At 65.3% G+C, this 22,935-nt stretch carries 21 protein-coding genes; 5 read left to right on the top strand and 16 right to left on the bottom strand.

Annotated elements, in window-relative coordinates:
* Positions 1 to 686: 686 nt before the first annotated feature.
* Complete coding sequence (locus tag PSR88_RS02200) at positions 687 to 1,619, top strand: NAD(P)H-binding protein (RefSeq protein WP_016880977.1); 933 nt, start codon at positions 687 to 689, stop codon at positions 1,617 to 1,619.
* Positions 1,620 to 1,632: 13 nt separating this feature from the next.
* On the opposite strand, the gene PSR88_RS02195 is transcribed toward PSR88_RS02200, so the two are convergent.
* Positions 1,633 to 2,241, bottom strand: a complete 609-nt coding sequence (locus PSR88_RS02195) for a hypothetical protein (RefSeq protein ID WP_029538320.1) — start codon at positions 2,239 to 2,241, stop codon at positions 1,633 to 1,635.
* 94 nt (positions 2,242 to 2,335) lie between these two features.
* On the opposite strand from PSR88_RS02195, the gene PSR88_RS02190 reads away from it, so the two are divergent.
* A complete protein-coding gene (locus PSR88_RS02190; protein WP_009472946.1) occupies positions 2,336 to 2,632 on the top strand; it encodes an antibiotic biosynthesis monooxygenase family protein in 297 nt (98 codons plus the stop codon).
* A gap of 373 nt (positions 2,633 to 3,005) precedes the next feature.
* Here the strand turns inward: PSR88_RS02190 and PSR88_RS02185 are convergent, their stop codons facing one another.
* The 13 genes from PSR88_RS02185 to PSR88_RS02125 all read right to left on the bottom strand — a co-directional run bounded on the left by PSR88_RS02185 (position 3,006) and on the right by PSR88_RS02125 (position 16,266).
* The gene (locus tag PSR88_RS02185; RefSeq protein ID WP_009472943.1) at positions 3,006 to 3,251 is read right to left on the bottom strand and encodes a hypothetical protein; all 246 of its coding nucleotides are present in this window, start codon (positions 3,249 to 3,251) and stop codon (positions 3,006 to 3,008) included.
* Positions 3,252 to 3,411: 160 nt separating this feature from the next.
* On the bottom strand, positions 3,412 to 5,160 hold the full coding sequence (locus PSR88_RS02180) for a sigma-54-dependent Fis family transcriptional regulator (RefSeq protein WP_009472942.1): 1,749 nt from the start codon (positions 5,158 to 5,160) through the stop codon (positions 3,412 to 3,414).
* A gap of 102 nt (positions 5,161 to 5,262) precedes the next feature.
* Positions 5,263 to 5,583: a hypothetical protein gene (locus PSR88_RS02175; protein ID WP_009472941.1), complete on the bottom strand. Its 321-nt coding sequence runs from the start codon at positions 5,581 to 5,583 to the stop codon at positions 5,263 to 5,265.
* Positions 5,580 to 6,950: an FAD-binding oxidoreductase gene (locus tag PSR88_RS02170; RefSeq protein WP_016880980.1), complete on the bottom strand. Its 1,371-nt coding sequence runs from the start codon at positions 6,948 to 6,950 to the stop codon at positions 5,580 to 5,582. Before PSR88_RS02170 ends, PSR88_RS02175 begins: the two co-directional genes overlap by 4 nt.
* 50 nt (positions 6,951 to 7,000) lie before the next feature.
* Positions 7,001 to 7,327, bottom strand: a complete 327-nt coding sequence (locus PSR88_RS02165; RefSeq protein WP_009472939.1) for a putative quinol monooxygenase — start codon at positions 7,325 to 7,327, stop codon at positions 7,001 to 7,003.
* A gap of 97 nt (positions 7,328 to 7,424) precedes the next feature.
* Positions 7,425 to 9,074: a chaperonin GroEL gene (gene groL, locus PSR88_RS02160; protein ID WP_005242375.1), complete on the bottom strand. Its 1,650-nt coding sequence runs from the start codon at positions 9,072 to 9,074 to the stop codon at positions 7,425 to 7,427.
* 46 nt (positions 9,075 to 9,120) lie between these two features.
* Positions 9,121 to 10,146, bottom strand: coding sequence for an NAD(P)-dependent alcohol dehydrogenase (locus PSR88_RS02155; protein WP_016880981.1), 1,026 nt, complete (start codon positions 10,144 to 10,146; stop codon positions 9,121 to 9,123).
* Positions 10,143 to 10,886 carry an iron-sulfur cluster assembly protein gene (locus PSR88_RS02150; RefSeq protein ID WP_009472936.1) on the bottom strand — a complete coding sequence of 248 codons (744 nt, stop codon included), beginning with the start codon at positions 10,884 to 10,886 and terminating at the stop codon, positions 10,143 to 10,145. The genes PSR88_RS02155 and PSR88_RS02150 overlap by 4 nt, the downstream gene beginning before the upstream one ends.
* Complete coding sequence (locus tag PSR88_RS02145) at positions 10,883 to 11,929, bottom strand: amidohydrolase family protein (protein WP_016880982.1); 1,047 nt, start codon at positions 11,927 to 11,929, stop codon at positions 10,883 to 10,885. Before PSR88_RS02145 ends, PSR88_RS02150 begins: the two co-directional genes overlap by 4 nt.
* Positions 11,930 to 12,008: 79 nt before the next feature.
* Entirely contained in the window at positions 12,009 to 12,350 is a 342-nt protein-coding gene (gene mimD / locus PSR88_RS02140) for a propane 2-monooxygenase effector subunit MimD (RefSeq protein ID WP_005242368.1), read from the bottom strand.
* Positions 12,347 to 13,453 (bottom strand): aromatic/alkene monooxygenase hydroxylase subunit beta, encoded by a 1,107-nt coding sequence (locus PSR88_RS02135; RefSeq protein WP_016880983.1) that lies wholly within the window; start codon positions 13,451 to 13,453, stop codon positions 12,347 to 12,349. Before PSR88_RS02135 ends, mimD begins: the two co-directional genes overlap by 4 nt.
* Before the next feature lie 50 nt (positions 13,454 to 13,503).
* Positions 13,504 to 14,547: a 2Fe-2S iron-sulfur cluster-binding protein gene (locus PSR88_RS02130; protein ID WP_016880984.1), complete on the bottom strand. Its 1,044-nt coding sequence runs from the start codon at positions 14,545 to 14,547 to the stop codon at positions 13,504 to 13,506.
* A gap of 84 nt (positions 14,548 to 14,631) precedes the next feature.
* Positions 14,632 to 16,266, bottom strand: coding sequence for a methane monooxygenase (locus PSR88_RS02125; RefSeq protein WP_016880985.1), 1,635 nt, complete (start codon positions 16,264 to 16,266; stop codon positions 14,632 to 14,634).
* A 358-nt stretch (positions 16,267 to 16,624) separates the two neighbouring features.
* Here PSR88_RS02125 and PSR88_RS02120 point away from each other — a divergent pair, with 358 nt between their 5' ends.
* Together PSR88_RS02120 and PSR88_RS02115 are read left to right on the top strand one after the other, a co-directional pair.
* On the top strand, positions 16,625 to 18,253 hold the full coding sequence (locus tag PSR88_RS02120) for a sigma-54-dependent Fis family transcriptional regulator (RefSeq protein ID WP_029538330.1): 1,629 nt from the start codon (positions 16,625 to 16,627) through the stop codon (positions 18,251 to 18,253).
* A 113-nt stretch (positions 18,254 to 18,366) separates the two neighbouring features.
* Positions 18,367 to 19,824, top strand: a complete 1,458-nt coding sequence (locus PSR88_RS02115; RefSeq protein ID WP_016880987.1) for a catalase — start codon at positions 18,367 to 18,369, stop codon at positions 19,822 to 19,824.
* A gap of 90 nt (positions 19,825 to 19,914) precedes the next feature.
* Here the strand turns inward: PSR88_RS02115 and PSR88_RS02110 are convergent, their stop codons facing one another.
* The gene (locus PSR88_RS02110; protein WP_016880988.1) at positions 19,915 to 21,075 is read right to left on the bottom strand and encodes a hypothetical protein; all 1,161 of its coding nucleotides are present in this window, start codon (positions 21,073 to 21,075) and stop codon (positions 19,915 to 19,917) included.
* Entirely contained in the window at positions 21,075 to 22,025 is a 951-nt protein-coding gene (locus tag PSR88_RS02105; protein WP_016880989.1) for a metal-dependent hydrolase, read from the bottom strand. The genes PSR88_RS02110 and PSR88_RS02105 overlap by 1 nt, the downstream gene beginning before the upstream one ends.
* 258 nt (positions 22,026 to 22,283) lie before the next feature.
* Here PSR88_RS02105 and PSR88_RS02100 point away from each other — a divergent pair, with 258 nt between their 5' ends.
* Entirely contained in the window at positions 22,284 to 22,889 is a 606-nt protein-coding gene (locus PSR88_RS02100; RefSeq protein ID WP_011593709.1) for a TetR/AcrR family transcriptional regulator, read from the top strand.
* Positions 22,890 to 22,935 lie beyond the last annotated feature (46 nt).

Genomic DNA, 22,935 nt, shown 5'->3' with positions numbered 1-22,935 from the left:
CGTAGACACCCGTCCTACAGCCTGAGGCGGCGGCAGCGCCCGGCCGCGTTTGCGCCAAACATCACGAGATCGCCTGCGGTGACGGCCGAGTTGACGAACTATCTTGCGCCCGTGCCCGCCTCCGGTATCAGTGCTCCGGAGCATGTCGCCGGCGCGCTCGAACGACAGGACCCACCGCACGATGTAGTCGCGGAGGAGGAAGAGGCGGTGTAAGGGCGTCTCGATGGTGCTGTAGCACAGCACTTTACGGCGCAGATGCCGCCGAATGGTGCGGTGGTGACCTGCCGCATCACGGTCGTGCGGTCCAGGTTGAGCCAGACGAGATCTGGGCGCGGTCGGCGGGCAGCTCTCGGACGTTTCCGCGATCGCCTCCACGGCACGGGCCCTCGCGACGTCGGCTCGGGTAGCCCAGAGGAAGGCGCGATTGTCAGCCCGCTCATCCGAGACGGCCGCTAGCACTTGTGCCGTCCGACGAATCCGTGTCTTATTCGTTGGGTGGCTGACGTGCGTTGGCTTGTCGTACCGTCGTAGAAGTGCAGGTCGCTCCGGTGTGCCTGCGCAGGCGCACATCCGTCTGTTGTTGCGCCGGCCGGTAGAACCAGGAGGTTCACGATGGCTATCGCGCGCATTTTCGTATCAGCAGGGCAGTCGTGGCTCACGGCTGACGCGGACAGTGAGATTCGGTCATGAGTGACCGCGCGCCGTTCCTGATGACCGGTGTCGGCGGTGGTTACAGCAGTATCAGCCGGTTGGTCGCCGAGCTGCTGCTCCGCAGTGGCGAGCCCGTGCGGGCGATGGTTCATCGCGACGACGGCCGCGCCGATGCCCTACGGGAGCTGGGAGCGGACATCGTCGTGGGCGATCTGACCCGCCCTGGCGACGTCGCTGCAGCGTTGGCGGGCGTGAGGCGGATGTTCTTCAACATGAGTGTCTCCGCGGACTATCTGGAGGCCGCCGCTGTCGTCTGCGCGATCGCCGACGAGCGGGGCGATCTCGAGGCGTTGGTGAACATGTCGCAGATGACGGTGTCGCAGATGACGTCGACCAGCACCGACGAGTCTCGGCACCAACGGCTGCACTGGCTCGCCGAGCGCATCATGAACTGGTCCGGTCTGCCCGTCGTCCATGTCAGACCCACGGTTTTCCTGGACAATCCGCTGTTCACCGTCGTGGCGAGCCGTTCGGTAGCCGAACGCGGCGTCTTGGCCTTGCCGTTCGGTACCGGCAGGACCTCGCCCGTTGCCGCCACCGACGTCGCCCGCGTCATCGCCGCCATTCTTCAGGATCCGGCAGGACGTATCGGGCAGGTCTTCGAGCTGACCGGCCCCGCCGTCCTGGGCATCGATGGCCTCGCCGAGCAGTACACCCGTGGCTTGGGTCGGCCGGTAACGGGATCCGATCTGCCCTACGGCAGCTTCGTGGAGCTGATGGGCGCGGTGCCCGGTATCTCGTCGCACACCGTGCAACACCTTCTCACGGTCGCCACACTGCACCGCGACGATCGCTACAATCGGCTGACCACCGACGTCGAGGACGTCACCGGGCAGCCCGCGCAGTCGGTCGAGCAGTACGTCGCCGCACACCGCGAGCTGTTCTCGAGGCCGGCTGCCGCTGGGTAGAGGGTCTTGGTGGTCATCGCGGTGGTGTGTCGAACCGAGTCCACTCCGATGCCCACTGCCGCATCCGGGTCCGGGCCGACACTGCGTGTACGAGTGCCGGGACGAGGGCGATGCTGCCGGATCCGAGCGCCCATACCCCGCATGCGGCGGTCACGGCCACCACCGTGTCTTCCCGGTTACTTCGGATGGGGCCGGTGAGGTTGCCGTCGGCGCCGACGCTGATGGTGGTGGTCTGACCCGCCGTCGCGTGCGCATCGGTGGGTACCACGGCGGTGTGGTCCCCGTTGGGCGTGGACCAGCGGACTCGGGCACTGTCCTGGTTGTGGCTGTGTCGAAGTGCGTCGTCGGGGGTGTCGGGTGCTGGGTGGGTGTCCTCGAGCAGGACTGCGGGTACTTGGTGCACGCCGGAGCGCAGCGTTTGGGTTTGTTGTTCCAACCTGGTGTGGGTCGCCGTTCCGAATGCGGCGGCGCACGGGACCAGCAGCAGTATAAGCATCGCGGCGAGCAGCACGAGGACGGCCTCGTATCGGTCGCCGCGGCGCATCAGGCGGTTGCGACTCCACGGCCCGAGTCGCCACAACCGGATCGGCGTGGGTACCGGTGCCGATTCCTCCCGACGCATCATCCGACCTCCGGCAGGATTGCGGTTCTCCTCCTTTCGATTGTGCGACGGAATCCGTGGCGGTGCATTCCTGGCGGCGTCGCATACTGTGCCGATGATCCTGGAACACGCACTGCTGTCCGTGGCACCCGAGAGAGTCGAGGAATTCGAATCTGCATTCGGGCGGGCCGAGTCGATCATTTCGTCGATGCCCGGATTCCTGCGACTGCGATTGTCACGCGGCCTCGAGCGACCGAATGTCTATCTCCTGCTGGTCGAGTGGGAAGAACTCGAAGACCACACCGAAGGTTTTCGGCAATCCAGCCGGTACCAGCAGTGGAAGGACCTGCTGCACCACTTCTACGATCCCTTCCCGCTCGTAGAGCACTACGCGCCTGTCCGCGAAGTGTGATTCGAGGCCTCGCCGAGGCTGGCGCAACACGCGGACACCAGTCTGGTGGTGGCGGGGCTTCCGCCGTCACCACAGGACGGGCACACCATCGTGACGGTCCGTGCGATTTCGTCGACAGTGACGGTGAGCGGCACGGCGCACTGGCGGCACCACCTGTGTCGCGTGACGGCGTTGACGTGTGTCGGCGACGCGACGCATTGGTGAATCCACCGTCGGTGCAGCGGGCACGTCGTCCGATCGTCGGGGGCCAAGGTTCGCGCATCCTCAGCGGCGTCTTCCCTGGCCAGTTGATCACTCAGCACGGTCGCGCAGGACCGTCTCACCCCAGATGAGCGGTGGCGGGCCGGTGCGAGACGGATCGCGTAGGAGGTAGTCATGGGGTCACCTCGACGAGATCGAACCGGGAGTGCAATTGCGCCCAGGTCGCCCGGCGACGGCCATCGTGGGTGCGGTAACCGCTGCCCGGCTCCGGAACCCAGGTCCGCATCAGATCGTCACGTACCGCGGGACGGTCGGTGGGTTCGCACGTGTGCGCCAGCGCGGCGACCAGCCACACCCGGGAGGTGGTGCTGCCGGGGGAGACCGAGTCGGTATCCGCGCCGAGCGGGTTCGTAGTCATGGGTCGTCCTCACGTCGGTCCCCGTCGCGTACCGGTACTCGAAAAAGGTTGGACCTCAACGAGTTGCTGATCCGCGCGGGATTCTCTGTCTGACCTCATGATCCGCCGGCTGGGGTGTGATGCATGTCTCATTTCCTGACACCAAGCGGTGCGGGCGACGTCATATGTCGATGCCGAATTCCTTGATCTTGCGGTAGATGGTGGCCCGTGAGATGCCGAGAGCTGTTGCTGCGGCCTTCTTGTTGCCGTGGTTCTCTTCGAGGCTGCGCACGATGGCGTCGCGTTCGAGGGCCTCGATCTGTGTGAGTGTGTGTCGGCTCAGAGCTCGGCACATCGGGGGAAGCTGCTCGACCTCGACGACCCCGGAGCGCTGACGCTGGACCACGTCGTGCAGAACCTGCCGGAGCTCGGTGACGTTGCCGGGCCAGCTGTACTTGCAGAGTTGGCGCATCGCCGCAGGCGAGAGAGACAAGTCCGCGCCGCGCCCTAGCTGTCGCAGCAAATGCGGTACCAAGCTGTGAAGATCGTCGATGCGATGACGCAGCGCGGGCATGGTGACGGTATGGCTGAAGTGGGGAAGGATCAGCGTGTCGAGGTCGGTGTTGTGATCGGTTCCGCCGATGGTCGCGCCGATCCATCCGGCGTGTTCGCGTCCTTGAACGAGGTCGGCGACAGTCCGCAGCTGCGACTCGCCGAGGAGGTCGATGTCGCGCAGGATGACGCTGAATCGGTCTTGTCCGAGTTCCTGTTCGAGTGCCGGCAGGCCGGCGCTGTCGCCCGCCAGTTCGGCCACCGTGAAGATCCGTGTGCGGATGGGAATATGCTCGATGGCAACAGCTTTGAGAGCTGATGCGCGGCCGCTTCCGGCTTCGCCGGAGACGGTGACCCACTGTTGTTCGCGCGCGCAGCGAGCGATCTGCTGGCAACTGCGACGCCAGGACGCGCTGTTACCGGTGATTCCGGGCAAGACGCGGATGCTCTCCAGAGCAGGGGAACCCGATGTGGGGATCTCCAGCAGATGTACGTAGAACAAGGCCAGCTGCCGTCGGGCCCCGAGCCCGAAGTCCTCGACCGAGGACAGCCGGGCCGTCTGCCCGCTGGGTAGAGCGACGATGTGTCGTTGGGTGGCCGGAGCGCCGCTCAGGTCGACGGCGTGTTCGAGCAACGCACCCTGATCCTGGGCATCCAGTGCCACGCGTAGTTTTCGGTTGACGAGAACGACGTCGTCGCCGAGCGCCAACACCCCCGTTCGGGGTGACCGTCGACAGGCCTTCAGATAGGCGTTGAGTAACGCGGTCTGGTCCGCACTGGCCTGTGCCAGGAGCCGACCTTCGATCTGAGCCGTGGCGGATTTGGCGAGGGTGGCCAACAGCGGGCCCCCGTCCTCTACCCAGCCGGTGAGATCGAGCGCGCCGACGAGGGCGCCCGACATCGGATGGGTGATCGGGACACCGGCGCATGCCAGTTGCCCGAGACAGTCGGCGTAGTGTTCGGCGCCCGTCACCAGGGTGGGCTGACGAGTTTCGAGAGTGGTGCCGATGCCGTTGGTGCCGACGAATTCTTCCGAGTAGCTGTAACCGGGTATCAGTTGGACGTCGTCGAGTGTGCGATTGAGTCGTCGGCTGGCGGTGATCCTGGTCAAGATCACTCCGTCAGCCGAGGTCAGGATGACGCTCACCGGTTCGTCGACCAGTCCGTCCGCGAGTTGCCGCAGCACGGGTTCGGCTGCCGCCACGAGAGGGCAGTCCAGATTCGGCTCTCGTACGAACGGGAGGTCGAGTTGGTCGGGGCGCACCTTGAGCGACTTCGATCGCTGCCACGAGTACGAGATGGGCTGGCGGACGGAGCTGTCGAGGCCGTCGTCGGCGAGGAACAGCTCTCGCGCCTTCTGTAGATCCTTGCTGGTCATGCTGTATTGACGCCCCGATTCTCCGCCTCTCACGTAGTTGAGGGTACGTCGTCTCGATGTGAGACGGGTCTCAATATGAGACGGGGTGGTGGAGGACCGGGATCAGTGCGGAGAGGGCCGCGGCGTCGGCCGGGATGCACTGTCATCGACGTGGCCTTTCGACGCAGGGGAACGGGGATGAGCGATTCGCTGTAGCCGCTCGGCGCACACGGCGAGAAGACGGTGCCGGAGGGTGTCGTCGAGGGGCGGGAAACGGCGCCCGGCCAGGACCTTCAGGCGTTCGAAGTACCGCGCCTCGGTCCACCCGAACGTGACGAAGATGTCTTCGGCGCTGCCGCCGCCGAACACTGCCCACCGATTGCCGAACTCCAGGACGAGGTCGTCGTCCCGCTTCGATCGGACATGTGGTTTCGTGGGTGTCATATCGCACGCCCCGGATTGAGAATTCCGGTGGGGTCGAACGCTGCCTTGACTTCTGCCATCAGGGACCTCTCCACCGAGCCGATCATGGGTTCGAGGTAGCGGCGTTTGAGGTCGCCGACGCCGTGCTCGCCCGTGATGGATCCGCCCAGCGCCAAGCATCCCACCACCATCTCGTCGAAGGCCTGGTGGGCCCGTTCGGTGGCGTCCGGATCTGCGGCGTCGAACACGATCGTGGGGTGGAGGTTGCCGTCGGCAGCGTGCCCGAAGGTGCCGATGAGGAGGTGGTGGTGGTCGGCGATGCGGGTAATCGCGTCGAGCATGTGCGGTAGCCGGGGCACGGGCACGGCCAGGTCGTCGAGCAGAGTGCTGCCGCGGCGTTCGAGGGCGGTCAGCGCCACACTGCGGGCCTGCATGAGGGCGTGACCTTCGGCGGGGTCGGCGCTCACGTACAGCTCGGTGGCCGCGGCGGCACGGCACGCGTCCGCGCTGCGCCGGGCCTCCTGCTCGGCCGCGTCGCCGTCGCATTGGATCAACAGCAGCGCGCCGGCCGTCTGGTCGAGACCCATGTGGGTCATGTCGTTGACGGCCGAGACGGTGGTGCGGTCCATGAGTTCCACCAGGCTCGGGTCGGCCACTTCCTGAATCGCCATCACCGCGTCGACCGCCTGGACGGGCTCGGCGAAGGCGGCGACGACGGTGGCCGTGCGTGCCGGTGGTCGACGCAGCCGCATGGTCGCCTCCACGATGACGGCAAGCGTGCCCTCGGACCCCACGAGCAGTTGGGTCAGGTTCAATCCGGCGACATTCTTGCTAGTGGCGGCACCGGTGTGGATGATCCGGCCGTCGGCGAGCACCGCCTTGATCCGGGCGACGTGGTCGCCGGTGACCCCGTATTTCGCGCAGCATGCTCCGCCGGCATTGGTCGCGAGGTTTCCCCCGATCGTGGAGACGGCGCGACTGCCGGGGTCGGGGACGTACCAGAGTCCGCGCTCCGCGGCCGCGGCGGCGAGGTCACCGTTGATCACTCCCGGCTCGACCGTGGCGGTGCGGGACTGTTGGTCGATGGTGAGGATGCGGTCGAGTTTCTCGGTGCTGAGCACGATGCAGCCGTCGATCGCGTTGGCCCCGCCGGCGAGACCGGTGCCCGCCCCTCTCGTGACGACCGGAATGCCGTACCGGTGGGCGGTTTTCAGGGTTGTCACGACGTGATCGGTGGTCCGGGCGCGGACCACCGCGATCGGATGTCCGGAGGGGGAGAGCAACGACTGGTCGCGGGTGTAGGCGATCATGGTGTCGCTGTCGGTCATCACGGCATCGCCCAGTGCCGCGAGCAGACCCGCGACGGGGCCTGTCGTCACCACGGTCATGCTTGTCCTTCCATAATCTTGTATTCCGTCAGGTTGTGCACCGCACCGGGTTACCGGTTGATCTCCAGTTCGCCCATGCGGGACCAGTCGGTGCCGGGTAGTTCGGTGTGGAGGATGCGCGGTGTCTCGCTCAGTGCCGGGCGCATCGCGTCCAATCCCTTCCGGAAGTGGTCGGCAGCGACGTGGTCGGAGCCGGCCTGCCCGTCCCGGAACGCCTCGATCAGCACGAACTCGGCGGGATCGTCTGCGCTGCGATGCCATTCGAACCAGAGATTGCCCGGCTCGGATCGGGTCGCGTCGGTGAACTCCTTGGTGACGAGTAACCAATCGTTCCGGTACTTGTCGAGGACATTGAACTTCACGACGATGAAAATCACGATGACTCACTTTCTTCGGACGAATGCCTCCCCGCCGGAACGGGGGAGTGGGTCACCGCCTCGCAGGACCGTCGAGGCGGTGACCCACGGGCTTGCTCTAGTAGATGTTGGACGGGCGGACCATGCCTTCGGCGAGATCGCCGAAACCGGGTGCCATGATGGCGCCGGGATTGCCCAGCACCTCTTCCACGACAGCGGTCTCGGTGGTGATCAGAAGTGCCGCGATCGAGGCCGCGCTCTCGAGTGCGGCGCGGGTGACCTTGAACGGATCGATCACCCCGTCGTCGAACATGTCCCCGTATTCACCGGTGAGTGCGTTGAACCCGTGCCCGAGCGGCAAACCGGCGACCACCTCGACGACCTCGTCGCCGTCGAACCCGGCGTTGATCGCGATCCAGCGCAGCGGTTCGGCGAGGGCGCGGCGCACGACGTCACACCCGATGGCCTCGTCGCCGGTCAGGTCGAGATCGGCCAACGCCCGATGCGACTGCGCCAGCGCGGTACCACCACCGGAGACGATCCCCGCCTCCACCGCGGCGCGAGTGGCGGCCAGAGCGTCCTCGACGCGCAACATCCGCTCCTTGAGCTCGACGCTGGTCGCGCCGCCGACGCGGATGACGGCAACTCGACCGGTGAGCCGGGCGATGCGCAGTTCGAGGCTTTCCTGGTCCGCCTCGATCTTGGCGCGCTCGTGCTGGGACTCGAGCTGGGCGATGCGGGCGTCGAGCAGGCGCTGGTCCCCGTGCCCGCCGACGATCGTGGTCTCGTTCTCGGTGACGGTGATGCGGTCACACGAACCGAGATGCTCGACACTGATTTCGGACAGTTCGATGCCGGTGTCCTTGGCGATCACGTGCCCACCCAGTGCCACCGCGAGGTCTTCGAGCTCGGCGACCCGGCGGTGTCCGAAACCGGGGGCCCGGACGACCACCGACTGCATTGTCTTGTGCATGTTGCCGCCGACGAGTAGTTGCAGGGCCGGCCCGTCGACTTCCTCGGCAAGCACCACCAGGGGCCGGTCGGCGCGCTTGGCCACCTCGATGCTCGGCATGATGTCTTGGACCTGGGTGATCTTCTTGTTGGTCAGCAGGATCAGCGGATTGGTGTGCACCGCTTCCATCCGCTCCGGGTCGGTGACCATGTAGCCGGAGATGTAGCCGTGATCGAACTCGATCCCGTCGACGATGTCGACCGACAGCCCGAGGGTGTCGCTCTCCTCGGTGGTGACGACCCCGGACTTGCCGACGTAGTCGACGGCCTTCGAGATGGCGTGCCCGATCACCTCGTCGTCGCTGGCGGCGAGGGTCGCGATCCGTTGCAGATCGCTCTGCCCCCCGATCTGGGAGGCCTGTTCGTGGAGGGAGTCGACGACCACGGACACGGCCCGTTCGATGCCGCGGCGCACCCGCATGGGGTTGGCGCCGGCGTCGACGGACCGCAGCCCCTCTCGGACCATAGCCTGGGCGAGCACGGTTGCGGTGGTGGTGCCGTCGCCGACCACACCATTGGTCTTCATCGCCACTTCCTTGACCAGCTGGGCGCCCATGTTGGCGAAGGGTTCGCGGAGCTGGATCTCGCGGGCGATGGTCACGCCGTCGTTGGTGATCGTCGGTGGTCCGGTGAGCTTTTCGAGCACCGCGTTGCGCCCCTTGGGGCCGAGGGTCACCTTGACCGCGTCGGCGAGGGCGTTGACGCCGTGCTCGAGCCGCGCCCGGGCGTCCGTGTTGTACCGCAGCTCTTTTGCCATGGCTGATGTTTCCTTTCGTGCGTACTCGAGCGGGGGATGCGATGTGCTACGGGACGAGAATCGCCCGGCCGCGCACCCGGCCGGCATCGAGATCGTCGAGTGCTTGCTGGAAGTCCTCGAGCCGGTACCGGGTGGTGTGCAGGGTGACCTTGCCCTGGGCGGCAAGGGTCATGAGTTCCTGGAGGTCGTTGTAGGAGCCGACGAGATTTCCGATGAAGTTGATCTCGGTGGAGATCACATCGATCGTCGGGACGTCGATGTTCTCGCCGTACCCGACGACGTAGTAGTTCCCGGCGCGGCGCAGCATCGCGATCCCTTCTGCAGTCGCACCGCCCTCGCCGACGAAGTCGACGACGGCCTCGGCGCCGTGACCGCCGGTCAGGTCGAGCACCTGCTGGATGTGGGTGCCGTCGGCGACGATGCCGTGGTCGGCGCCGATCTTCACGGCGAGTTCGACGGCCGCGGGGTTGCGGTCGAGCACGACCACGGTGACGCCGGAGATCGCCTTCAGGACCTGGATGCCGATGTGACCGAGCCCGCCGGCCCCGATCACCACGCACACGTCTCCGGGCCGAGTCGTCTTCGCGACCTTGGCAACGGCGTGGTACGCCGTCAGGCCCGCGTCGGCGAGGGCGGCGACGTCGGCCGGTTCGAGCGAGTCGTCGATCCGGACCACGCTGCGGGCGGTGGTGCGCAAATATTCGGCGTACCCGCCGTTGACGTCGATGCCGGGGAATGTGCTGTTCTGGCAGTGCACGTCGTCACCGGACCGGCACGCCCGGCACAGTCCGCACGTGATGAGCGGGTGCAGAATCACCTTGTCGCCGACCGTCACGTTGGTGACGGCGTCACCCACGGCGTGGACCCAGCCCGAGTTCTCGTGGCCGATCGTGTACGGCAGCGCGACACCGGACTTCGCCTCCCACTGCCCTTCGAGGACGTGCAGGTCGGTGCGGCACACACCCGCGCCGCCGATGCGCACGATGACATCGAGCGGGCCGTCGATCGTGGGTTCGGGAATGTCGGTGAGCTGCAGTTTGGTGTGGTATCCCACCACTTGCACGGCCTTCATCGCGGGCTCCTGGTTCTGAGATTGGTGATTCGCGGTGTGGCGCCGACGGATTCGCCGTCGGCGTAGCGGGTGGCGAGCAGGCCGCGGCAGAAATGCGCGTTGCCTTCCATCGAGATGCGCACCGACTTGGCGAAGCGCAGCCGCATCGGCACCGATTCCGGGGCGATGCGCTTCCCGTCGTCGTCGACGAACACCCGACTGGCGGGGCAGATGCTCAACCCGATACCGATCCGGCGACGCAGCAGCGCGGCCTTGGCCTTCCCGGGAGCGAGGTCGCTGAGGGTGAGCCGGTAGATCTCGTTCACACCCACATCGGTGGTCTTCAGGTGCGCCTCGACACACCGCTCCATCGCCGCGGCGTGTGCCTTGGACCGGAACGTTCGGCGCAACTCGTGCAGACTCTCCTCCGCCTCGGAGCCGAACGTCCCGACGTATCCGGCGTCCGCCGCGAGACCGGTGTTGATCTTGTCGCTGTCGTGGTGGTCGTCGAGCAGCACCCGCACCTCGCCGATGTCCTCGACCAGACGCAGGGCGTCGAGGGCGTCGGAGGCCATGAGGTAGGCGAAGTTCGGCGAGCAGAACGCGGTGGGCAGCCGCAGGTGCACGGTCACCCCGTCGTCGTCGAGCATCACCGACCGGACGAAACCGAGATCGGTGATCGGCTCGTCGAGCTCCGGGTCGGTGACCGTCGCGAGCGCCGCGAGGATGTCCTCCTCCGCGCCGACGGCAAGGGTGGTCATGATGACACGACCTCCCTCGCTCCTGCCGCGACCTCGACACCTTCCTGCCCGGCCGGCTCGGGCAGCTGCAGGTCCGCGGGAACATCGATGTCGTACAGCGCTGCCGCGTTGAGGCCGAGGATCTTCTGCTTCTGCAGGGCGGTGATCGGGGCGTACTCGCCCTGCATGTCCTCGGGGATCTGGAAGTCGACGAACTTCTCGATCAGCCACTTCGGGGTCCACAGCGCATAGTCGCTGCCGAACAGGATCTTGTCCTCGCCGATCCAGTAGAGCAATTCGCCGATGATCTGGGCGAAGTAGCGGGGCCGGGTGTGGATGAACGGAAGGGCAACCGCCAGGCCGCCGTACACGTTCGACTCCTGCGTGGCGATCCAGCAGAAGTCCTCGAGCCGTGGAAGGCCCACGTGCTCGACGACGAACCGCAGGTCCAGGTAGTCGGTGGCGACCTTGTCGATGTCGGAGACGTCGAAGGCGTCGCGGTCGAGGGGACGGATCGTCGGGCCCTTGTGGACGTGAATGTTCTTGATCCCCAGCTCGATGCACTCTTCGAGGTAGCGCCGCGACCACGGGTCGTCGAGTTTGTAGCCGCGGGAGTCGCCGTGCCATTCGGCGGTGTAGAGCTTGACGCCCTGCAGGTTCATCCGGTCGGCGTCCTTGCGGAGCTGTTCGAGCCCGGCCTCCTCGTGGCGCGGGTCGTAGGCGTGGTTGTAGGTCAGTTTGCCGGGGTGCTTGGCGACCAGGGCGAGTGCTTCGTCGGTTCGCCCGAATCCGTTGTGGTAGAAGTCGCTGAGCAAGGTGGCCTGGAAGATCGCGTGGTCGACGTATCCCTCCACGAAGATGTCACGCTCGAAGCGTTCGCTGCCGTAGTACGTGTAGGTGTCGTAGTCCCACACGACCTCTTCGGGGCTGAGGTTCTTGTGATAGTCGTAGAAGCAGTCGATGAACTGCTTGCCGTGCACGTTCTTCTGGTTCGACTCGCGGGCGTCCCAGACGTGTACGTGGCCGTCCACGATGAAGTATTTCTGACCGTCCTTCTGATACATCGGGTCCTCGCTTGGTCCTGGTTTTCGGGTGGGCTGGGGGTGTCCGGGGCCACCCTGTGTGGCCCCGGACGGCTGCGGTCTACTGCGCTGTGAGGTCGAATCCGATGTACTCGGCGGCGTCCTCCGGGCTTGCGAACAGCAGGGTCTTCTCGTCGAGGTGGACCATGCGCCCGTAGTGGGTGGAGCTGATCTCCTCGAAGATGGAGCCGTCGAATTCCTGACCCAGGGCGTCTGTGAGTTCCTCGTAGTCGAAGTCGAGCAGGCGTTGGCCGTCGACGCGGATCATCGACGGGTACTCGGTCAGCTCCACACCGTCCTTGGCGCCCATCACCTCCGCGACGACGCGGCCGATGGGGGTGTTCATCAAGGTGACGCCACACATGTTGGAGAACTCTGTGGACGATCCGAATTGCATGCTCACTGGTCCAACTCCTTGGGGATGTCGAGCCCGAGGTCCTCGAGCAGGGAACGGAACTTGTCGGTGGCGGCATCGAAACTGGTGGCGAAGGTGATCGCCTTGTCGGCCGGCTGCGACCAGATCGGCTGCAGCGCCCGGGCGGCGTCGAGGCACCGTGGCACCCAGATGGCGAGCCAGGTGCCGAACAGCTCCTTGTTCGCCTCCCCGTGCTCGGGGTCTCGGGTGAGCAACCGGAACAGGTTGCGGGTGTAGGCGAGGTCGCGGTCGTAGTCGTGTTCGCCGGTGCCCACGATGGTGGGCGTGATGTAGTCACCGTTCCCGGCGGCGATCTGCATGACCAGTTCGCTGCGGAACAGGGTGCCGACCAGCTGCTCGAAGACGATGTTCGAGCCGAACAGCAGCTCACACCAGTCGGGAACCGCGGTGAGCCGCTCGACGACCTCACGGGTGGGCTGCCACTCGGGCGCGGACTGCCAGACCTCCTTGTGGGCGGTGCCGTCGAAGTTCTCGGTGGCCTCGGACAGGTCCAGGTTGAACAGGGCCAGGTCTTGGGCGAAGCGCATCTTGTGGGCGGCGTTCACCGCGACGGCGGTGTTGATCATGTTCGTCGGGCAGGACCGCTGGATGGAGGTGAACACGTGCAGAGCCAACCCGTTCTCGGCGTGCATCCACGCCCCCAGGTTGCGGGAGATGAACGTCAGCCACGGCGTGTTCCAGCCGTCGTAGACCCGGGCACGCTTGGCGTTGGACAGGCACAACTCCACCTGGTGGACCACCTTGGAGTTGTTGCGGTAGATGGTCTGGTCCCATTCCTCGTTCGGATCGAGGAAGGCGTGCCAGTTCGACGACTTCGCGGCCGTCCACTCCTGCGGATAGCCGCCGGGACCGTCACCGAAGCCGTAGATCCAGCCCTGGGAGAGGTGGCGGTCGGGATCCGGCTGCACGTCAACGGTCACGTCCTCGTACATCGTCGACCGCTTCTTGGCCGGCGTGTAGTAGGTGAAGGCGCGGCTGCGGGAGCTGGGGAACTCCAGCGCACCGGCTTCGGAGTCGGTGAACTCGATCTTCGGGAAGCTGCGTTGCTTGGACTCGGCGGTTGCGGTCATCTCGTTTCTCTGTTCTGTCGGTGAAGCAGGAAGGTGGTTTCCCAGGACGTCTACTCGAAGGCGGGGCTGGTGAACTTGTCGTAGAAGATCTGGTCTTTCGGGGTGCCGTTCGCCTCGAGCAGTTCCAGGGCGGCGTCGACCATCGGCGGCGGCCCGCACAGGTACACCTCGGCCCGGCCGATGTCCGGTTCGCGGCGGCCGACGACGTCGGTGACGTTGCCGTCCTCGACGGCGATCGCACCCACCGGCGGCGGGTCCATCGATTCCGAGAGGCAGGCCACGAACGTGAAATCCGTCAATCCTCGTCCGAGCTCGAGGATCTCGTCGACGTAGAACAGGTCCTGCGGGGTGCGGGCACCGTAGTAGAAGTGCACCTGCCGGGTGTTGCCCGTCTCGCTCATGTGCCGCAGCAGCGACAGCAGCGGAGCCATCCCCGCGCCGCCGCCGATGAAGACCATCGGCAGGACATGGCCTTCCTTGATGGTGAACGACCCGTATGGTCCGGTCAGGGCGATCTCGTCACCCACCGAGATCCCGTCCTCGAGCAGTCCGGCGAACTTGCCACCGGGGTATTTCTTGATGAGGAACTCGACATGCCCCGGCGTCGACCGGGTGGTCGCCATGGAGAAGGACCGATGCTCCTCGGTGCCCGGGATGTGCAGGTCGGAGTACTGACCGGGTTTGAATTCGTATCCCGCCGGCTCGACCGGGGCCAACCGGAGAGACACGATGTCCTTGGTCATCGGCTCGATCCTGGTCACCCGAGTGCGCACATCCTGGATGGGGACGCCGCCGAGAAGTTCGTCCTCGTCGAAATTGAGCAGCTCGATGGTGCAGTCGCTGTAGGCAGTCGAGCGGCAGAGCAGGACGTGTCCCTCGTCGACCTCGGCGTCGTTGCACGCAAACGTCGAGTAGTCCTCCATCTGGATATCGCCGTCGAGGACAAAGGATTTGCAGGCCGAGCAGCGTCCCTCGCGGCAGCCGTGCATCAGGTGGATGCCTTGCCGGAACGCGGCATCGAGGATGTACTCGTCTTCGCCGACTTCCATCTCGATGTCGACGGGCTCGAAGTTGATACGGTGCTTGTCGGCCACGGGGTCTCTCCTGGACTCGTGAAATGAATGGTGAAGCGGTGGGTGGCGCCGGAGTGGCCGCGGCGCCACCCACCGAGCCTGAGATCAGGCCGGAACTGCGCCGCCGGCGCGGTACGCGGCGATGTGCGCGTTGCGTTCGGCGTCGGACATCTCGTTCAGGAGCACGTTCGGGCTCTGGAAGGTGTTGCCCCGCACGTCTTCGAGAGTCCACATCTTCTTCGGATCGTCGAGATCGAGGTGCGGTTGGCCGACCAGGGTCTTGCCGTCGTCGCGAACATAGCCGAGATCGGAGACGATGTCGGCGAGGTCCTTGCCGTGATGCAGGGTTTCCCACTCCCGGAATCCGGTGAGCCGGCCCATGTTCGGGGTCGGGCGGCCCTGGTACTCGCTGCGGAATGCGACGGCGTCGGTCCAGTAGCAGGTTTCCGAGCAGTAGGTCCGCCACTGGTCGTCGACCTTCTCCACGACCATGTCCTCACGGATGAGGGCGGGAACCATGCAGGTCCAGCAGCGGTGCGGGTACTGGTATCCGACCTCCTCGAACGCGATCGGCTTGTTGCGGCCGGGGTAGGCGAGCCGGTTGTACTCCTCCCACCACTTGCCGTACTTCGAGTACCAGCCCGGGTACTTGTGCTCGAACCACTCGAAGTCCTTGTCGGTCATCGCGTCGATTCGCCAGTAGTTCACCGGCCATCCGGTGGCGAAGAACCGGGCCACCTCGTGGACGTAGCCCTTGTCGGTGATCCGCTTCCACGCCTCCTCGACCAGGTCGTGCGGGATCGTCAGGCCGTACTTCTCGAGCGGGATGAGGTAGCTGCGGTAGTAGTCGTCGTAGATCCACCGCCGCCACATCTCGGCGTAGCTTTCCCGGTCCTTGCGGCGGTCCTTCGTGCCGTACTCGATGAAGGTGCCGATCGCGGCGTCGACGACGCAGTGGTTGTTCCACCACGCGTACCGCAGGTCACGTTCGAGCAGTGGACGGTTGCGCTCGTCGGCGAGTGCCATCAGCAGGATCGAGTAGCCGTTGGAGATGTGCCGCGACTCGTCCGACTGCACCGAGTGGAAGACCGTCGGCAACAGGTAGTCACCGTTGGCGGCCGCCTCGTCGGGCATGGCTACGAACAGGGTGTTGGTGAACGCTGTCTCGGCGACCACGGTCAGGTAGATGTTCGCCGCGGTGATCGCGTCGCCGGTGATGAAGCCTTCACCGAACTGCCTGCCGATGGTGCCCGCGTAGTTGTTCGCGAACGCCTTCTCGGTCATGTCGAAACCGGCGGGATCGATGTAGTTGTTCATGTACAGCTTCTTGAGGTTCATCTGGATCGTCGAGTGACGAACCTCGTCGATCATCTGCACCGCCAGCCCGTTGTGGATCTCCGGGTTGGGGACGGCGTCGATGGCCATGGGCATCGCTCGGGCGGCCGAGATCTCCGGGAACGGAATGATCGACAGGAACAGCTTCTGCCATTCGAGCCACCGCTGCTGCACCTGGCGGAACATGTTGCCGCGGATGGCACCGTCCATGGCGCCGTACACGCGGTTGTCCTTCTCTTCCTCCATCGGGAAGTAGGACCGCATGATTTGCTTGAGAGGATCCTTCTTCGGAGCCTTCTCGAAGGTGTAGTCGGTGCCGAACCGGGTGGCCGGGGTTGCGAATGTCGGATCCCATGACAGTTCGGTGATCTTCGCGTGGGCCTTTGTCAGGCTTTGCCTACTCAATGTGCGCCTCCTGGATCGTGAGCCGGCCGGGTGCCGGCTGTGGGGGGACGTTGTGGAAATTGATTGAACCCCGTGAGCCAGCTCTCATTCGTCTCAGTGTGAGACGCAGGTCACTTCCGAGTGGGCGGTGGCTGCCTACACTTGCCCCGCGCCGCGGCAGACCATCACGCCCTCGATCAGCCGACACAGGAGATTAGAGCGAGTGACCCCACAGCCCATCAGCACGTCACACCACCGCACGACGCGGGATTCGAAGTCGGACTCCGAATTGGCTCCGCCCTCGAGTTCGCCTGCGGGATCGGACTACCTTCGTCTGAGCACTTGGCTCCGGGTGTCCTGGTCGCGATCTCGGCAGTCGTTGGGTGACGACGACCGGCCCGCCGCCGCGTACGTCGAGCGCGTGGCCACCGACACGGTGCTCGAGCGCGCCGCCCCATCCGTACTGCCCGACGTGACCGCCTACATCGAAAACGAGCCGGTGGCATTGATTCTCACCGATGCGAACGGCATCGTGCTCTCCCGCACCGGTGGCGACAGCGACTTGTTCACCGCACTGGACCGAGTCGACCTCGCCCCTGGCTTTCGCTACGCGGAAACCCAGGTCGGCACCAATGGAATCGGCACCTCGCTCGAGGTCGGCCGGCCACTCCTCGTGGACGGAGACCAACACTTCAGTGGTCCGCTGCGGTCCTTCTCCTGCGCGGGAGCGCCGGTGACGCACCCCGTCACCGGGGCGATCCTCGGTGTCGTGGACCTGACCACCGCCGCGCAGAATTCCAACACCATGCTGCTGTCCTTCGCCACACTCGCCGCAGCCCGCCTTCGCGAGCGCATGCTCGACGACGCAACCGAACTGGACCGGGCGATCTTCAGTGCGTACCGATCCGCATGCCGGCGCTCCAGCCGGCCCGTCGTCGCTGTCGGTGACGAGGTCGTGATGATGAACTCGCTGGCCCGGCAACAATTCGACTCACCGGACCAGATGGCGATTCTCGAACGCACCCGAGACATCGGCGGCGAAACGACGCCGGTCACGATCCTCACCGACCTGCCCAGCGGAACGATCGCACGCCTGAGTTACGAGCCGACATTCACCGGCAGCCGGCTGGCCGGGGGAATCGTCCGCATCACGAAACAGGTTTCTTCCCTGCGTCTTTCCACTCCGAAGGTGTACGCGCCCATCCCGCCCGCGATCGCCGGAGCCAGCCCGCTCTGGCGACACACGGTCCAGGCGGTCGTCGACGCCTGCCGGCGACAGGACTGGCTCGTCCTCGACGGAGAACCCGGCGTCGGCAAGACCGCCCTGATCCGAGCGGCACACCAACTCGTACCGGACCGCGGACTCGCCGTACTCGACGCCACCGCACTCGGCGACGACCTCCTCCCCGAGGTCTCCGACGAACTCGACAGCGGATCCGACCTGGCAATACTGCACGCACACGCCCTGGACGACGCTCATCTCACCGCACTCGCGGACCTATTGCAGGGCCCCCAGGCGCAGGAGCCACCTCGCAGACCGTGGGTGGTGCTCACCCGGTATCCCCAGGACTCGACCGACACCACCCCACTGCTGCGCATGTTCCCCAAATCAGTCACGGTGCCACCCCTGCGGCACCACCTGGACGACCTTCCCGATCTCGTGCGCAGCCTGCTCGACACCCTGGGGGCCACCGGCCTCACCCTGGCTCCGGCCGCCTCGAATCAGCTCGCCCGTCTGGCGTGGCGCGGAAACGTCACCCAACTGAAGACGGTTCTCGAGGACACCTACCGCCGGCAACGGTCCGGTGTCGTCGAAGTCGATACCCTGCCTCCCGCATGCCGTTCCACCACACGCCGAACGTTGACCAGGATGCAGGCGCTCGAGCGGGACGCGATCGTGGACGCGCTCGCGCTTCATGCCGGCGACAAGACGGCCGCCGCCACCGCCATCGGCATGTCCCGAGCGACGATCTACCGCAAGATCCGCGAATTCGGCATAGTGCTCTGACCGACCGTATCGCGGGAATGTCAGATTGAGACATCGCTTCGCTCTCCCTCGAGGGATGCTCTCGCCGAACCACATTCACCCGCCCAGCCTCGGGTGTAAGACAGGAGAAATCGATGACCAACCCGAACGGACTCACCACAGTCGCCGGTGCGCCGGTACCCGACAACCAGAACAGCCTCACCGCCGGCGCACGCGGTCCGATGCTCCTGCAAGATGTCTGGCTTCTCGAGAAGCTCGCGCATTTCGACCGCGAAGTCATCCCCGAACGCCGCATGCACGCCAAAGGCTCGGCCGCGTTCGGCACCTTCCGCGTCACCCACGACATCACCGCACACACCAACGCCGCCGTATTCTCGGAGATCGGTAAGCGGACCGAGGTCTTCCTGCGTTTCTCCACGGTCGCCGGTGAGCGCGGCGCCGCCGACGCCGAACGCGACATCCGCGGATTTGCCGTCCGCTTCTACACCGAGCAAGGCAACTGGGATGTCGTCGGCAACAACACCCCCGTCTTCTTCTTCCGTGACCCCCTCAAGTTCCCCGACCTCAACCATGCGGTCAAGCGTGATCCGAGGACCAACCTTCGCTCTGCGGAGAACAACTGGGACTTCTGGACCAATCTCCCGGAGGCGCTGCACCAGATCACCATCGTGATGTCCGACCGCGGCATCCCAAACGGCTACCGGCATATGCACGGATTCGGGTCACACACCTTCTCGTTCGTCAATGACGCCGGGGAACGCTCCTGGGTGAAATTCCACTTCCGCACCCAGCAGGGCATCAAGAACCTCACCGACGAAGAAGCCGCCGCCGTCGTCGCCGGCGACCGCGAGTCGGCGCAGCGCGACCTCTTCAATGCAATCGAGGAGGGCAACTACCCGAAGTGGACACTTTTCGTGCAGATCATGCCGGAAGCCGACGCCCAGACCTACCACTACCATCCGTTCGACCTCACCAAGGTGTGGTCGAAGAAGGACTACCCGCTCATCGAGGTCGGGGAACTCGAACTCGACCGGAACCCGGAGAATTATCACGCCGACGTCGAGCAGGCGGCGTTCTCCCCGGCGAACATCGTTCCCGGTATCGGCTTCTCCCCGGACCGCATGCTGCAAGGCCGGCTGTTCTCCTACGGCGACGCCGCCCGCTACCGGCTCGGCGTCAACCACCACCAGATCCCGGTCAACAGCCCCAGGGGCGCAACTCATGTCAATTCCTTCCACCGCGACGGCGTCATGCGCGTCGACGGCAACCAGGGCAGCGTCCCGAGCATCGAACCCAACTCACACGGCCGATTCGCCGACCAGCGCAGCTACGCCGAACCGCCGCTCGAAGTCGGCGTGGTCGCCGACCGGTTCGACTACCGAGCAGACGACGACAACTACTTCGAACAGCCCGGCAACCTCTTCCGTAGCATGAGCGCCGAGCAGCAGACTCTGTTGTTCGAGAACACCGCCCGTGCCATCACCGGAGCGTCGGCTGCCGTCATCGAGCGCCACATCGCCAACTGTGCCCAAGCAGACCCCGCCTACGGTGAAGGCGTGCGAAAGGCCTGTGAAGCTTTCGGCGCCTTGTAGGTCACGACATCCCAGCCCGTGATCTGCGCGCATCACCGCCAGATCACGGGTGGGGCCGCGTTGGCCAATCAGTCGCTCCCGTCGTCGCGCCTATCGGACCGCGTTCGGCACAGCACCCTCACCGGAGATCGGGCCGCGTCCGTCAGCGGGGCCCCGCGGCACCGTGAAGGTGGCGGCGACGCACAGAATCGCAATCGCGAAGCAGGCGATGGTGTACCAGAGATTTCCGATGGGATCGCCGTTGCCCGTGACGCCGTCGACAGCGCCGAAGTAGCTGGGCAACGCGGTCACCCACAGAATGCCCATCACGCCGAGATACACCACGCTGTAGACACGGACGAAATCGTTCGAGTAGATAGGAACGTCCGACGTCCGCCGTCGAAGCTGCGACCACTGCCGGATCAGGATCGGGATCGCGACGAGCACGATGACGATCAGTTCGGCCGCATACAGAATTCCCCGGACCGTGGTGCTCTCCATTCCGAGGATCGTCGCCGGGATCGGGAGGATGAACGTGCCCAAGGATGCCAGGAGACCGATCACGATCGTGCGCCACACCAGTTCGAGTCCGGTGAAGTCCCGGCCCCGGTCGGCGTGGCGGCCCACGAAGAACTGAACGCACAGGGCCAGCGACATGGGCCACAGGGCCGCGAACACCACCACGCTCGGCAGTGGGACCGAGTCGAACATGGGCTGGTTGACCGGGTTGGTGGTCGACCATTCCCACCACCTCAGCTGTGGTCCGAGCTGGTCGAAGATCTCGTAGAACGCGTGGTGCACGAAGCCCACGCAGATCGCGCCGACGAGTACGCCGTACTTCCGGAAGACGCCGAGCATCCGGACGAGTTCGAAGGCAAGCGTGGCCATCAGCGGATAGATCGCGATGATGTACAGCGGCAGTCGGCCCCACAGGAAGTCCACGGTGAACACGTTGTGCGCGAACATCGTGTCCACGTGCTCTTCGATCCCGAAGGCCGCCGGAAAGTACAGCGGCGGCTCGATGACGAACAGATACGCCGTGGCGCCGAACCAGAGCACCAGGTTGGTCGGATCGCCGTTGCGGCGCCAGCGCAGGATCGCGAATACGAGCGCGAGCACCGACCCGACCACGATGGTGAGCTCGAGAACCGGCAGAGTCCAGTTCTCCAGCGCCGACGGGCTACGGACCTCGACGAGTCCGCCGGCCTCGGCGCACGAGAAGCCGAGCGCTGCCGAGAGTTGGTCGAAGGTGGGTGAGCAGAGGTCGGCCATCAGTTGACCACCGCCGGGACGGGCTCGGTCCGTCGTTCGCGCGAGTCCGCGGTGTACCAGCGGGTGCAGTCGTAGCCTGCGTCGTATCGGGCGAACCACTCGTCGGCGAGCGCGGGCAGCTTTTCGTGGGTGGGGTCGTGCTTCGGCATCTGACTACGGACGATGCCGGCGAGCGCGGTGAGCTGTTCACCGCGCGGCAGGTCGTCGAACGCACGCGGCATGACGCCTTTGCTCAGGTAGGGCGCGAACGACGTGAGCAGTTTCTGCTTCGTGCGGTGCGTGGCGAACATCGACATCGAATCGACCTTCCGCTCCTCGAGCGGCACGTGCTGATTGAAGCCGGCGCAGGCGATCCGCATCACCTTCATCACATGTGCGAAGATCGACGGCGCCATCCGCATCCGGTACAGCTCTTCCCCGACAAGGGAATTGAAGATGATCATCGCGGAACTCCGGTGTTCGACCTCCTCGACGAAATGCCAGATGAACAGGGACGCAACCCGGTCGTCTCCCGGTCGGAACAGGGTCGCGTCGTTGTCGAGCATCAGCTTGAACACCGGCGTGAAGGTCGCCTCCAGATCCGCGGTGTAGGCGAGTCGGTAGTTCAGGGAGGTCGCCTCGGTGAGGAGGTCGTACTCGCCGATCACCGCGTCCAGGGTGTTCTGGAGCCCCGGGTATCGCCTGATCAGGGCTTTGACGTGTTGGCGATGCGCGGTCGAGTGGTGACCCTCCTGACGCATGAACGCCATGGCCTCTTCTGCGACCTCGGGGTCGGTCATCCGTGGTTTTGCCTGCATGATCGCCTTGACGATCATCTTCTCGAAGCCGACGGCCAGGAACGAGATCGCATTCGACATGTTCGACCAGGCCGGGTTGTCGGGGTTCCAGAGGAACGGGACGTCCTGTTCGTCGAACGCGAAATCCATCTTTCTGGGGTGCAGGTCGGTCATGTGGGATACCTCGTCTCGTGCGACATGAGTGGGCTGCAGCCTCTGGGTAGGTAGAGACCCGATCGTTTAACAACATACACATATCTGTCGGATTGTATGATTACGTTTCGGCGAATCCCTCGAGAGCGTCAGCGAAGCAGGGCTTCGGGGCGGAGAGTCAGGCGTTCGCGGTAACCTCTGAGTCCGGGTCGGGCGGTGCGCCGACAGCCCTTGCACGACGTTCGGGCCAACGGCGCGTTGTGAGAGGTAGGGAAAGAAGTGGCTGGCAGGCGTGGGTGGGGTGGCAGTCCACCTGGAAGTGACGAGGAAGCGTCCCGGCGAATCGTCACCGCCGCAGTCGAGCTCATCAGCCGGAAAGATACGGCGATCAGCATCGCCGACGTTGCGGAATCCCTCGGCGTCATCCGTCAGACGGTGTACCGATACTTTCCCAGCACCGACGCCCTCCTGCGAGCCGCGGCCATCGCCGCCGTCGCCGGATTCCTCGACCGCCTCACAGAACACCTGGTGGGTATCGACGACCCCGCTGACGCTGTGGTCGAAGCCGTGATCTACACGCTCAACGAAGCGCCCCGTATTCCGCAGCTCGGCATCATGCTGTCCGGTTCTCATTCCCACACCGAGGGGATCACGTCCGACGAAGCCCTCTCCTTCGGAATGACGATGATCAGACGCTTCGACGTCGACTGGGAGCGGCACGGCTACGACGAGGCCGCCCTGCGTGAGCTCGTCGAATATCAGCTGCGGACGATGCAGTCGTTCTTCATCTCGCCCGGAAACCCGCCGCGGAGCCAGGACGAACTGCGTGCGTATCTCCGACGGTGGGTGGGATCAACGGTCGCCGTCCCACACAGGCCGGCCTAGAGGCCAGGCGGCGATCTGCCGCAGGAATACGGGTGCGCTGCCGCCG

The organism is Rhodococcus sp. DK176, assembly GCF_038447315.2.
GTDB classification, from domain to species: Bacteria; Actinomycetota; Actinomycetes; order Mycobacteriales; family Mycobacteriaceae; genus Rhodococcus_F; species Rhodococcus_F jostii_A.
This window is presented reverse-complemented; position numbering and strand designations above follow the sequence as displayed.